The sequence below is a fragment of the Enhydrobacter aerosaccus genome (assembly GCF_900167455.1).
Lineage (GTDB): Bacteria > Pseudomonadota > Alphaproteobacteria > Reyranellales > Reyranellaceae > Reyranella > Reyranella aerosaccus.
Genome location: NZ_FUWJ01000004.1, coordinates 249,107 through 262,454 on the forward strand (window position 1 = coordinate 249,107; position 13,348 = coordinate 262,454).

Below are 13,348 nucleotides of genomic sequence, written 5' to 3' on the forward strand. Positions count from 1 at the left end.
CGCCGTCATCGTACGTACACGAACGATATGGGCGATTACCTTCGACCTGCTCGCCTGGATGAGGCACTGGAGGCCCTGGCACGGCCGTTTACGGTGCTGGCCGGAGGAACGGACTTCTACCCTTCGCGCGTCGGTCGCGCGATCGACGAAGACATTCTCGACATCAGCAATATTGGCGCCTTGCGCGGCATTTCCCGCAGCGGTGCCGGGTGGCGCCTGGGCGCGACCACGACCTGGAGCGACTTGCTGGCGGCCGAATTGCCGCCGCTGTTCGATGGCGTGAAGCAGGCGGCGCGCGAAGTCGGCGGTCGCCAGATCCAGAATGCGGGCACCCTTGCCGGGAATCTGTGCAACGCCTCGCCGGCTGCGGATGGCGTTCCGCCTCTGCTCGCGCTCGATGCCGAGGTCGAACTGGCGAGCCGACAGGGGACGCGCCGGCTGGCCCTTTCACAGTTCATCCAGGGGAATCGTCGGACCGAGCGCAGGCCGGACGAACTCCTGGTCGCAATCCACGTTCCGGAGATGCGGCAAGAAGCGCGCAGCCGCTTCCTGAAGCTCGGCGCGCGCCGCTATCTCGTGATCTCTATCGTCATGGCCGCGGCCACGGTCGAGGTTGTCGATGGGTGCGTCGGCACGGCACGCATTGCCGTTGGCGCGTGCTCGACCGCGGCACGGCGTTTGCCCTTGCTCGAGGCAGCGCTTGTCGGCACCCCTCTCGATTCGGGGCTCACGGATCGGCTCGATCCTGCCCATCTCGCGCCGCTTGCGCCGATCGACGATGTGCGCGCCAGCGCCGATTATCGGCGCGAAGCCGCCTTTGCCGTACTCCGTCGTCTGCTTGCCGAGGTCGCCGCTTGAAGATCGGTTTCAGTCTGAATGGTTCCCGCGTCGAATGGTCTGGCGCTCCGGTCACGCGTCTCGCTGCGGCGCTGCGCGACGGGCTGGGGCTGACGGGGACGAAGGTCGGATGCGATGCCGGCGATTGCGGGGCCTGCACGGTCAGGCTTGACGGTCGACAGGTTTGCTCGTGCCTGGTTCCAATGGGCCAGATGGAGGGGCGGGCCGTCGAGACCGTCGAAGGGCTTGCCGGGCAGGACGGCACACTGGCAGCGCTGCAGAAGTCCTTCCTTGTCCATGGTGCCGCCCAATGCGGCATCTGCACGCCCGGCATGCTCATGGCCGCGCACGATCTGCTGGTGCGGACGCCGAGCCCCGATCGCGCCCAGGTCGAGGACGCGCTCGGCGGCGTGCTGTGCCGCTGCACTGGCTACGCCAAGATCATCGATGCCGTGATGGCCGCGGCGATGCCGTCGGCCGAGATCGTCGCCAGAACTGGCGAGGCCGTCGGCGCCCGTCTGGCGCGCCTCGATGGCGTGCGCAAGATCACCGGTGCCGATCTGTTCGGCGCCGACGTCGTGCCCGCCGACGCCTTGTGGATTCGCGTGGTCCGCTCACCGCATGCGCGGGCCCGCTTTACCTTGGGGGATCTGGGGCCGCTCAGGGCGCGGCTCGCTGCGGTGCTGACCGCCGCCGACATTCCCTTCAATGGCTACGGCATCTATCCGGATACCAAGGATCAGCCGGTCCTGGCCGACGGGCTGGTCCGCTACAAGGGCGAGGCGGTCGTTGCCTTGGTCGGAGATCGGACGACGGTCCTGTCTATTCGCGACGAGGAGGTGCCAATCGCCTGGGTTCCCGAGGAACCGGTTGTCGGCATCGATGCCGCCAGTGCGGACGATGCCCCGCTCGTGCAGGCCGACAAGCCGCGCAATCTCCTGCTCGATGGCGGGGTGAAGCGCGGCGATGCCGGGGCGGCTTTTACCGCCTGTGCCGCTGTGGCCGAGGGCACGTTCGAGACGGCCTTCGTCGAGCACGCCTATATCGAGCCGGAAGCGGGATGGGCGCAACGCGTCGGCGACCGTATCGAGATCCATGCGACGACGCAGACGCCCTACATGGACCGCGACGAGATCGCGAGCGTCATGCGGCTCAAGCCCGAGGCGGTGCGCATCGTTCCGACTGCCTGTGGCGGCGGTTTTGGCGGCAAGCTCGATCTCTCGGTGCAGCCGCTGATCGCTGTCGCCGCCTGGAAGCTCGGCCGGCCGGTGGCGCTGGTCTATACGCGGCCGGAGAGCATGGCCGCTTCGACCAAGCGCCATCCCGCCCGAGTGACGGCGAAATTCGGCTGTGATGCCGACGGCAAGCTGGTCGCCTGCGATGTCACGGCGACCTTCGATACCGGCGCTTATGCCTCCTGGGGACCGACGGTCGCCAATCGCGTGCCGGTTCATGCGACCGGGCCCTATGCCGTGCCGAACGTGCGCACCTGGGGCGAGGCCTTCTTCACCAATGCGCCGCCCGCCGGCGCTTTCCGTGGCTTCGGTGTGCCGCAGGCCGCCATCGCCCACGAGGCGATGATGGACGAACTGGCGGACAAGCTCGGCATCGACCGCCTGGAGTTTCGTCACCGCAATGCGCTTAGGGCCGGCGACACGACCGCGACGGGCCAGACGCTCGAGCACTCGGCCGGACTTGCACAATGCCTCGATGCCTTGCGCCCGCACTGGCGCAAGGCACAGGAAGAGGTCGCGGCCTTCAATGCCAGGCCAGGTCCGAAACGACGCGGCATCGGTGTCGGCTGCATGTGGTACGGCATCGGCAACACCTCGATGTCGAATCCGTCGCGCATGCGCGTCGGCCTTGCCGTCGATGGCACGCTGACGCTCTACAATGGCGCACTCGATATCGGGCAGGGCAGCAACACCATCATGACCCAGATCGCTGCCGATGCGCTGGGCCTGCCGGTGGCGCAGTTCACGCTCGTGACCGGCGACACCGATCTTACGCTCGATGCCGGCAAGACCTCGGCATCGCGTCAGACCTTTGTCTCTGGTCGTGCCGCCGAGGCAGCGGGCCGCGATCTGCGCCAGCAGATCCTGCGGTTGGCCAATGCCGGTGACGATGCGCGGCTCTCTCTGGCCGGCAGCGTACTGACAGTGCGCGATGGGGCCGAGGTCCGGACGCTCGATCTCGCCAAGGTCGGACCGCTGTTTGGCGAAGGGACCTTCGACCCGCCGACGACGCTACTCGATGCAGACGGGCAGGGCATTCCCTATGCGACCTATGCCTTCGCCGCGCAGATGGCGACGGTCGAGGTCGATATCGAGCTGGGCACGGTCAAGGTGCTGCGCATCGTCGCCGCGCACGATGTCGGCAAGGCGATCAATCCGACGCTGGTCGAAGGCCAGATCGAGGGCGGCATCGCCCAGGGCCTGGGCCTTGCCCTGATGGAAGAGTATTTGCCCGGCCGTACCGAGAACCTGCACGACTATCTGATTCCGACAATCGGCGACGTGCCGGAGATCGAGTGCCTGCTGATCGAGGATCGCGAGCCGCTCGGCCCGTCCGGCGCCAAGGGCGTGGGTGAACCCGGCCTGGTGCCAACGGCACCAGCCATCCTCGGTGCCGTGCATCATGCCACGGGGGTGCGGGCCCACCGCGTCCCGCTGCTGCCGCATCGCTTGCGCGAGGCACTGGCCAAACTCGAGAAGGGAACGAGTCGATGAGCGACGATCTCGCGCTCACGGAAGCGGAGCAGAGCGCGGGGATCGTCCGTTGCGATGCCTGTCCCGTGCTGTGTCGCATCCGGCCCGGTCGCGCCGGCGCCTGCGATCGCTATGCCAACGAGAACGGCAAGCTGGTGCGTGTCGATCCGCTGGTGCTGCTGGCCAAGCCCGACCTGGCGCGCGTCGCCTTCGTCGAAGGACAGACCAACTGGAACGGCGAACTCGGAAAGGGCGAAGGGGCCTTCGTCACCGGCATCGGCGCCACCACGACCTATCCCGACTACAAGCCCGCGCCCTTCATCGTCTCCTCGAAGCATGACGGCGTCGACATGGTCACGGTCGTGACCGAGGGCATCTTCAGCTACTGCGGCGTCAAGGTGAAGATCGACACCGATCGTTATCTTGGTCCCGAGCAGGCCGCGGTGCGGGTGAAGGGCGAGGCGGTTGGTCACGTCACGACGGCCGAGTACGGGTCGCAGATGCTGTCGCTGGGTGGCGTGCATCATTTGACGGGGGGCAGCAAGAAGGAAGGCGTCGTCACCTGCGACGCGCTGCTGGCGCTTTGCAACGGCGAGGCGGTGGAACTGTCGATCGACGGCGGCTCCACCGTGGTCGTGCAATCGGAGCAGCCTCCCATCGTCAATGGCCAGCGCGAGGAGCGCATGCGGGTCGGGTGCGGATCGGCCGCTATCGGCATGTTCGCGCCCCAGTGGAAGGATCACGTCGATGAGGTGATCGTGGTCGACGATCACATCACCGGCGTGCTCACCGAGCACCAAGGCGGTCGCTTCCTCGACATGAAGCCGGCCGGCATTCGCGTACGCGGCCGACGCTCGACCCCTGGTCGATACTTCCAGGTCGCCGAGCCGGGGCTGGGCTGGGGCGGCACCAATGTCAGCGACCCGCTGGAGATCATCGAAAAGATCGATCCGCAGCAGGCCTGGCCCGGCCTGCGCCTTCTGATGGTGTCGACGACGGGCGAGCATTCCGGCTGGTTCGAACTCGACAAGGACCTCAAGCCGCAGCCGGCGCCGATGCCTGTACCGGTGCGCAAGGTGGTGGAACGCATCGCCGAGAATTGTGAACCCGCGCTCTGCACCGTGCTGTTCATGGCCGGTGCCGGCGGTTCCTTGCGGGCTGGAGTCACGGAGAATCCGGTGCGTCTCACGCGCTCGGTGCGCCAGACCTTGACCAAGGTGACGCTGGGCGGCGCGCCGGCCTACATCTGGCCGGGGGGCGGCATCACGCTGATGGTCGATGTCGCCGAGATGCCGCGCAACTCCTTCGGCTATGTGCCGACGCCGGCGCTGGTGGCGCCGATCGAGTTCACGCTGCGGGCCGACGATTACGCGGCGCTGGGCGGTTACATGTCGCGGGCGGTCTCGCTCGAGGACGTGCTGCGCGGCCACCGCGTGCGCGTCGAGGGAGACAAGGATTGAGCGGCGCGCTCGCCGCCCTCCTGCCCGACGGCCGGCTGCATCTGCAGCACGGGCCCATCGATCTGATCATCGAGGCGTTCGGCGCGCGAGATGAAGTGGATCGCGCCTATCGTCAGGCCATGGATCGCTTCGGCGACATCCTGCCCACTCTGGTGAGCGAACTGCCGCTGTTGCGCCAGCCGGTCGGGGACGCCTATCCGCTATTGCGAGGACCGGTCGCCCGTCGAATGGCGGAGGCTGTCTGGCCGCATCGTTCCGTGTTCATCACCCCTATGGCGGCGGTTGCCGGAGCGGTGGCCGACGAGATGCTGCAGGCCATGGTGGCCGGGCGGGATCTCGAGCGCGCCTATGTCAACAACGGCGGCGATATCGCCTTCCACCTCGCGCCCGGCCAGGCTCTCCGGGCCGGCATCTTCGGCCGCGCGCTCGATGGCGCCGTTGTGCTTACGCATGACCAACCGGTGCGGGGCATTGCGACGTCGGGAAGGGGCGGCCGATCGTTCTCGCTCGGCATTGCCGATAGCGCCACGGTGCTGGCATGCAACGCCGCGGCTGCCGACGCGGCAGCGACCGTGGTGGCCAATGCGGTGAATGCTGATCACGAAGCGATCGAGCGCCGGCCGGCCAGCGATCTCGATCCCGATAGCGATCTCGGGGCTTTGCCGGTCACGGTCGCGGTTGGGGAATTGCCGCCGGCATGCGTGGCGCAGGCGCTCGATCGTGGTATCGAGCAGGCGCGCCGTCTGCGGCTGCGCGGCTTGATCGACAGCGCGGCCGTGTCGCTGCAAGGGCAATGGCGAATCGAAGCGGGCGGCACGGCGCTTGCTGTGGCGAGGTCAGGATGAGCAGCGATCTGGTGAAATTGCGCAAGTACGTCTCCGTCATCGAGGAGACGCATCACGATGGCGGTCCGGTCCTGGACTGGCCGGTGATGAAGGCTGCGGTGGGCGGCGTGATCGCCAATCCCTATGCCGGCCGCTACGTCGCCGATATCCAGCCGATGATGAAGGCCCTCGAACCGCTCGCGGTCGATCTCACCGAACGGGTGATGAAGCTCCTCGACGCCAAGGGATCGGAACTCGAGGCCTACGGCAAGGGGGCCATCGTCGGCATCGCCGGCGAGCTCGAACATGCCGCGCTGTGGCACCAGCCTTCGGGCTTCGGCATCCGCCACGCCATGGGCGGCGCCAAGTCGATCGTGCCGTCGACGGTGAAGGTCGCCTCGGCCGGAACGCGCATCGACATTCCGCTGCATCACGTCACGGCGTCCTATGTGCGCAGTCATTTCGATGCCGTCGAATTCTGCGTGCCGGATGGCCCCAAGCCCGACGAGATCGTCTTCATCGTCGCGGCCTCCATCGGCGGCCGACCGCATGCGCGCGTCGGCGGGCTGACACCGGCCGAAATCAAGGTCGGTGACGGCCAGCGATGATCACGGGCGCGCCGTCCTTTTGCGTGCTCAGCGCTTGTCCTGGGCCCATGCGGCTCGCTAGGGTCGCGTCCGGGAAGTCGACCATTTCGTTGAACAGGGGGAACTCATGCTGACCCGCAAATCTCTGCTGGCCGGGGCTTCGGCGCTGGCGGCCTTGTCGCTCGTGGCGCCTGCCTTCGCGCAGGAGCCGATCAAGATCGGCGAGATCAACAGCTACAAGGTCTTCGCTGCCTTCCTCGATCCCTACAAGAAGGGCATGGAGCTGGCGGTCGACCAGGTCAACGCCGCGGGCGGCGTGCTGGGCCGTAAGATCGAGGTGGTGAGCCGCGACGACAACGGCAATCCGGCCGACGCGGTCCGTGCCGCCGAGGAACTGCTGAGCCGTGAGAAGGTCGCCTTCCTGATCGGCACCTTCCCCTCGAACGTCGGCCTCGCCGTGGCCGACTTCGCCAAGCAGAAGAAGACGCTGTTCATCGCTGCGGAGCCGCTGACCGACAAGATCGTGTGGGACCAGGCCAACCCCTACACCTTCCGCCTGCGCACCTCGACCTACATGCAGACGGCGATGTTGATCCCTGACGCGGTGAAGCTGCACAAGAAGCGCTGGGCGATCGTCTATCCGAACTACGAGTACGGGCAGTCGGCGACGGCGGCGTTCAAGAAGCTCCTGAAGGAGAAGCAGCCGGACGTCGAGTTCGTCGCCGAGCAGGCAACGCCGCTCGGCAAGATCGACGCCGGTGCGGTGGTGCAGGCGCTGGCCGATGCCAAGCCCGACGCGATCTTCTCCTCGCTGTTCGGTCCCGACCTTGCCAAGTTCGTGCGCGCGGGCAGCGAGCGCGGCCTGTTCAAGGGCGTCGAGGTGTTCGACCTGCTGGGTGGCGAACCCGAATATCTCGATCCGCTCAAGGACGAGGCGCCGGACGGCTGGTACGTGACGGGCTATCCGTGGAACGACATCAAGACGCCCGAGCACAAGAAATTCCTCGACGCCTATCAGGCCAAGTTCAAGGACTATCCGCGGCTGGGCTCGGTCGTCGGCTATTCGACCGTGATGTCGGCGGTCGCGGCGATCAAGAAGGCCGGCAGCCTCGATCAGGAGAAGCTGGTGGCCGCCATGGCTGGCCTCGCCGTCGATACCCCGTTCGGCCCCATCACCTATCGCCCGATCGATCATCAGTCGACGATGGGCACCTTCGTTGGCCAGCTCGGCGTCAAGGACGGCAAGGGCTACATGAAGACCTGGCGCTTCGTCGACGGCAAGGATGCGCTGCCGAGCGACGACGACGTCAAGAAGATGCGGCCGGCGAATTAGTGGGCCGGTCAATCGGCGAACAATGTCATCCCGAACGAAGTGAGGGATCTTTCGACGGACGAAGGATCCCTTGCCGCGCTCGGGATGACACAGTTGTTGTCGCGAGTTCTCTGTGACCTTTCCCTCGCTCCTGATCCAGCTCCTGAACGGGCTGGCCGACGCTTCCTCGCTGTTCATGGTCTCCGCTGGCCTGTCGCTGATCTTCGGCGTCACCCGGATCGTGAACTTCGCGCACGGCTCGCTGTTCATGCTGGGCCTCTATGGCGCCTATAGCCTCATCGAGTTCTTCGGCAGGACACCGCTCGGCTTCTGGGGAGCCGTGGTCGTGGCCGCATTGGCCGTCGGCGTCGCGGGCGCACTGATCGAGATCGTCGTGCTGCGCCGCATCTATCGCGCGCCCGAGCTGTTCCAGCTGCTGGCGACCTTCGCGGTCGTGCTGGTGATCAAGGACATCGCCCTCTACGTCTGGGGCTCGGAGGATCTGGTCGGTCCGCGTGCGCCCGGCCTGACCATGGCGGTGGAGATCCTGGGCAAGCGCATCCCGATCTACGATCTCGTGCTGATCGCCATCGGGCCGGTGGTGCTGGGCGCGATGTGGCTGCTGCTGGCACGCACACGCTGGGGCGCGCTGGTGCGCGCGGCGACGCAGGATCGCGAGATGGTGGGAGCGCTGGGCGTCGACCAGGCCAAGCTCTTCACGTCGGTGTTCTTCGTCGGCGCGGCGCTCGCGGGTCTTGGGGGGGCGCTGCAGATCCCGCGTGAGCCGGCCAACCTCGACCTCGACCTTTCGGTCATCGCCGACGCCTTCGTCGTCACCGTCGTCGGTGGGCTGGGCAGTCTGCCCGGCGCCCTGCTGGCCGCCGTGCTGATCGGCGTCGCCAAGGCGCTCTGCATCGGCCTCGGCACGGTTCACGTCCTCGGCTTCGAGATCGTCTTCTCCAAGCTCGTGCTGGTGGTCGAGTTCGTGATCATGGGCGTGGTGCTGGTGCTGCGACCCTACGGACTGCTCGGCAAGCCGCCCGCTGCACAACGCACGACAGTGGCCGCGCCGCCGCCGCTCGGCGCCCCGCGCTGGACCACGGCGCTGGTCTGGATCGTCCTGCTGCTGGCCGTGCCGCTGGTCGGCGACGACTATGTCGCCGCGCTGCTGATCGACATCGCCTGCTTCGGCCTGTTCGCCGTCAGCCTGCATTTCATCATGGGGCCGGCGGGCATGATATCGTTCGGTCACGCCGCTTATTTCGGTCTCGGCGCCTATGCCGGAGCGATCCTGCTGAAGCGCGCCGGGCTACCGATGGAGGCGGCCTTCCTGCTGGCGCCGCTCTGCGCTGGCCTGTTCGCACTCGCCTATGGCTGGTTCTGCGTGCGCCTCTCCGGCGTCTATCTCGCCATGCTGACGCTGGCCTTCGCGCAGATCACTTGGTCGATCATCTTCCAGTGGGATGCGCTGACCTCGGGCAGCAACGGCATGATCGGCATCTGGCCGGCCGCCTGGCTGGCCGACAAGACGCGCTACTACTATTTCGCCATGCTCTTCTGCGGGCTCGGTGTTGCGCTCCTCTGGCGCGTGCTGTTCTCGCCGTTCGGCTATGTGCTGCGCGCCGGCCGCGATTCGCCGCTGCGGGCCGAGGCGATCGGCATCAGCGTGCGCGGCTTCCAGTGGGCGGCGTTCGTGCTGGCCGGAACCATGGCCGGCCTGGCCGGCGCCGTGTTCGCCTTCTCCAAGGGCAGTATCTCACCCTCGGCGGCCTCGATCTCGCAATCCACCGACGGACTGGTGATGGTGCTGCTGGGCGGCGTCGAAACCCTGACCGGTCCGGTTGTGGGGGCCGGCCTGTTCACCTGGCTGCGCGATACGCTGGCGCGCGAAACCGATTATTGGCGGGCGGTGCTGGGCCTCGTGATCCTGCTGATCGTCGTGCTGTTCCCGCAAGGGCTGGTCGGCGGCCTCAGGATGCTGGTGACGCGCGTGCAGGAGCGGCGGGCATGAGTGCGCCGGTCCTGCTGGTCGAAGGGCTGCACAAGTCGTTTGGCGGCGTGCAGGCGGTCGAGGACGTTTCCTTCGCGCTATCGGCCGGCGAGTTGTTGGCGCTGATCGGTCCCAACGGTGCCGGCAAGAGTACGTGCTTCAACATGCTGAACGGGCAGCTCAAGCCCGACAACGGCATCGTGCGCCTGGAAGGCCGCGACATCGTCGGGCTGACGCCGCGCCAGATCTGGCGCCTCGGCGTCGGCCGGACTTTCCAGATCACCGCCACCTTCGCCTCGCTCAGCGTGCGCGAGAACGTGCAGATGGCGCTCTATTCGCATGCCGGCCGTCTGCGCTCGCTGCTGGCGCGCTTCGGCACCGCCCTTCGCGACGAGGCGGATGCGCTCCTGGAGCAAATCGGCATGCTCGACCAGGCCGAGCGACCGTGCGGTGTGCTGGCCTATGGCGATCTCAAGCGGGTCGAACTCGCCATGGCGCTCGCCAACGCACCGCGCCTCCTGCTGATGGACGAGCCCACCGCTGGCATGGCGCCAAAGGAGCGGGTCGCGCTGATGGAACTCACGGCCAAGCTGGCGCGCGCCCAGAAGATCGCCGTGCTGTTCACCGAGCACGACATGGATGTCGTGTTCGGCCAGGCCGACCGCATCATCGTGCTCGATCGTGGCCGCCTGATCGCTGCCGGCCTGCCGCAGGAGGTCCGCAACAATGCCGAGGTGCGCGCCGTCTACCTGGGAGGCACGCATTGATGCCATCATGGGAGCGCGCCACTCCAGTGGCGCTCATGGTCCGGGCGCCACTCGAACGGCGCGCTCCGATGGGGAGGCTCTGATGCTCTCCGTAACGGGCCTCCACGCCTATTATGGGCGCGCGCATATCCTGCACGGCGTGTCGCTGGAGGCGAAGGCGGGCGAGGTGGTGGCGCTGCTGGGCCGCAACGGCGCCGGCAAGTCGACCACCATGAAGGCGATCATGGGGTTGGTGCCGCCCGCCGAGGGGACGGTGAGCTTCGCCGGCACCCGCATCGAGCGCCTGCCGCCCTATCGCATCGCCCGTCTCGGCCTCGGCTATGTGCCGGAGGAACGTCGCATCTTCACCGAGCTGACGGTGATGGAGAACCTCGAGGTTGGCCGTCAGCAGGCGCGCACCGGCGTACCGACCTGGACCGAGGAGAAGCTCTTCGCGCTGTTCCCCAACCTCGGCCGCATGCGCGAGCGACCGGGTGGTCGCATGTCGGGCGGCGAGCAGCAGATGCTGACCATCGCCCGCACGCTGATGGGCAATCCAAGCTGCGTCATGCTGGACGAGCCGTCAGAAGGCCTGGCGCCCATCATCATCGAACAGATGGCGCATTCCATCCTGGCGCTGAAGCGTGAGGGCCTGTCGGTGATCCTGTCGGAACAGAACCTGCACTTCTGTCAGTCCGTGGCCGACCGCGCCTACATCATCGAGAAGGGCGAGATCCGTTTCGGCGGCTCGATGGCCGAGCTGGCGGCCAATGCCTCGCTTCGCGAACAATATCTTTCGGTTTGATCCCAATGTCCTCGCAAACAAAGTCCTCGCACAAAAGCGCCTTCACCGTCGGCATCGATGTCGGCGGCACCTTCACCGACCTTCTGGCCATCGATACCGACTCCGGCGCGGTGAAACTCGCCAAGGTGCCGACCACGGTCGACAACCAGGCGATCGGCTTCATGGCGGCGCTGCAGTCTGCCGGCCTAGAGCCGGCGGCATTGCAGGCGATCGTGCACGGCACCACCACCACCACCAACGCCGTGCTCGAACGCAAGATCGCCAAGGTCGGTCTCATCACCACCAAGGGCTTTCGCGACGTGCTCGAACTGGGTCGCCGCACCCGGCCACAGCCCTATGGCCTGCGTGGCACGTTCGCGCCGGTGATCGAGCGCGAGGTGCGGCTCGAAGTGCCGGAGCGCATGGATGCCGACGGCAAGGTGCTGGTGCCGCTAGACGAGGCGGCGGTTGCCGAGGCGGCAAAGAAGCTGCTGGCTGCCGGCTGCGAGGCCGTGGTGATCCATTTCCTGCATAGCTATATCAACTCGGCGCATGAAAGGCGGGCGGCCGAGATCGTGCGCGGGCTGTGGCCCAACGCCTATGTCACCGCGGGTCACGCGATCCTGTCGGAGTATCGCGAGTTCGAACGCGGCGTGACGGCGGCGGTCAATGCGTCGGTGCAGCCGGTGCTCGATCGCTATCTGTCCCGCCTGCGCACCGAACTGGCGGCCAAGGGCTTCGACCGCGACCTGCTGGTGATGCAGGGCAATGGCGGCACCATCTCCTCGCAGCTGATCGCCGAGGCGGCCGTGAACACGGTCATGTCCGGCCCCGCCTCGGGGGTGATGGCGGCAGCCTATACCGGCCGCGTCTCCGGCCAGCCCAACCTCATCACCTACGACATGGGCGGCACCTCGACCGATGTCGGCCTGATCGAGGATGCCGTGCCGCAGGTCTCGGGCGAGCTCGAGCTTGAATATGCAATGCCGATCCATGTGCCGATGGTCGATGTGCATACGATCGGCGCTGGCGGCGGCTCGATCGCCTCGGTCGATGCTTCCGGCATGCTGCGCGTCGGCCCGGAGAGCGCGGGCGCGCGACCGGGCCCAATCTGCTACGGCCGCGGCGGCACAGAGCCCACCATCACCGATGCCAATCTGGTGCTGGGCCGTCTCAATCCCGATCGCCTGCTGGGCGTCGATCATCCGGTGACGCTGGAGCAGGTGCGCGGCCTGATCGAGGAGAAGGTCGGCCGTCGACTCGGTCTCGACGCGGAGGCGGCCGCGGCGGCCATCCTGCGCATCGCCAACGATCGCATGGCCGGCGCCATCCGCCTGGTGTCGCTGTCGCGCGGCCACGATCCGCGAGATTTCGCGCTGTTTGCCTTCGGCGGCGCCGGACCGCTGCATGCCAGTGCGCTGGCCCGCGAGCTCGCGATCCCGACCGTGCTGGTGCCGGTGCGGCCGGGCATCACCAATGCGCTGGGCTGCGTCGTGGCCGACCTGCGCCATGACTTCGTGCGCACCGTGAACAAGCCGCTGTCGGCGATCGACGATGCCCTGATCTCAGGCATCTACGCCGACCAGAAGAAGGAAGGCGAGACGACGATCGAGCGTGAGGGCGTGCCCGTGCAGGAATTGCGGGCGCTGCACAGCGCCGACATGCAGTTCCAGGGACAGAGCCATATCCTCTCGGTGGCGGTGGAGAGTCCGGATATCGGCGTCGAGGGGCTGCGCAAGGCCTTCGCCGCAGCCTACTTCCGCCGCTTCGGTATCGAGCTGCCCGAGATCCCTCCGGTGCTGGTGAACCTGCACACGGCGGTGATCGGCGTGCGCCCGCATATCGATCTCGGCGTTCTGGCGGCTTCCGAACGCGCTCCGACGCTGGAGGCGGCGCGGGTCGGCGAGCGCCGCGTGTGGTTCGCGGACGGCTGGCGCCAGACGCCGATCTATGCCCGCGACCGCCTGCCGCTCGATGCAGCCTTCGAGGGCCCGGCGATCCTGGAACAGCTCGACTGCACCACCGTCGTCGAACCCGGCGACAAGGTCCGCCAGGACAAGCTCGGCAACCTGTTGATCGCCGTGCGGTAGACCACCGCGC

Annotated in this window: 10 protein-coding genes; all 10 read left to right on the top strand. The window is 67.2% G+C overall.

Annotated elements, in window-relative coordinates:
- The first annotated feature begins 27 nt into the window (after nt 1–27).
- The 10 genes from B5D62_RS18445 to B5D62_RS18490 all read left to right on the top strand — a co-directional run bounded on the left by B5D62_RS18445 (nt 28) and on the right by B5D62_RS18490 (nt 13,338).
- A complete protein-coding gene (locus B5D62_RS18445; RefSeq protein WP_085935381.1) occupies nt 28–858 on the top strand; it encodes an FAD binding domain-containing protein in 831 nt (276 codons plus the stop codon).
- Nucleotides 855–3,566 (top strand): molybdopterin-dependent oxidoreductase, encoded by a 2,712-nt coding sequence (locus B5D62_RS18450; RefSeq protein WP_085935382.1) that lies wholly within the window; start codon nt 855–857, stop codon nt 3,564–3,566. Before B5D62_RS18445 ends, B5D62_RS18450 begins: the two co-directional genes overlap by 4 nt.
- Nucleotides 3,563–5,005 carry a 6-hydroxynicotinate reductase gene (locus B5D62_RS18455; protein WP_085935383.1) on the top strand — a complete coding sequence of 481 codons (1,443 nt, stop codon included), beginning with the start codon at nt 3,563–3,565 and terminating at the stop codon, nt 5,003–5,005. The genes B5D62_RS18450 and B5D62_RS18455 overlap by 4 nt, the downstream gene beginning before the upstream one ends.
- Complete coding sequence (locus B5D62_RS18460) at nt 5,002–5,850, top strand: UPF0280 family protein (RefSeq protein ID WP_085935384.1); 849 nt, start codon at nt 5,002–5,004, stop codon at nt 5,848–5,850. The genes B5D62_RS18455 and B5D62_RS18460 overlap by 4 nt, the downstream gene beginning before the upstream one ends.
- Entirely contained in the window at nt 5,847–6,437 is a 591-nt protein-coding gene (locus B5D62_RS18465) for an amino acid synthesis family protein (protein WP_085935385.1), read from the top strand. The genes B5D62_RS18460 and B5D62_RS18465 overlap by 4 nt, the downstream gene beginning before the upstream one ends.
- 106 nt (nt 6,438–6,543) lie before the next feature.
- Nucleotides 6,544–7,749: an ABC transporter substrate-binding protein gene (locus tag B5D62_RS18470; protein ID WP_085935386.1), complete on the top strand. Its 1,206-nt coding sequence runs from the start codon at nt 6,544–6,546 to the stop codon at nt 7,747–7,749.
- A gap of 112 nt (nt 7,750–7,861) precedes the next feature.
- A complete protein-coding gene (locus tag B5D62_RS18475) occupies nt 7,862–9,739 on the top strand; it encodes an ABC transporter permease (RefSeq protein ID WP_085935387.1) in 1,878 nt (625 codons plus the stop codon).
- The gene (locus tag B5D62_RS18480) at nt 9,736–10,485 is read left to right on the top strand and encodes an ABC transporter ATP-binding protein (RefSeq protein WP_085935388.1); all 750 of its coding nucleotides are present in this window, start codon (nt 9,736–9,738) and stop codon (nt 10,483–10,485) included. Before B5D62_RS18475 ends, B5D62_RS18480 begins: the two co-directional genes overlap by 4 nt.
- Before the next feature lie 79 nt (nt 10,486–10,564).
- Nucleotides 10,565–11,269: an ABC transporter ATP-binding protein gene (locus B5D62_RS18485; protein ID WP_231714866.1), complete on the top strand. Its 705-nt coding sequence runs from the start codon at nt 10,565–10,567 to the stop codon at nt 11,267–11,269.
- A gap of 5 nt (nt 11,270–11,274) precedes the next feature.
- Complete coding sequence (locus B5D62_RS18490) at nt 11,275–13,338, top strand: hydantoinase/oxoprolinase family protein (protein WP_085935390.1); 2,064 nt, start codon at nt 11,275–11,277, stop codon at nt 13,336–13,338.
- Nucleotides 13,339–13,348: the final 10 nt, after the last annotated feature.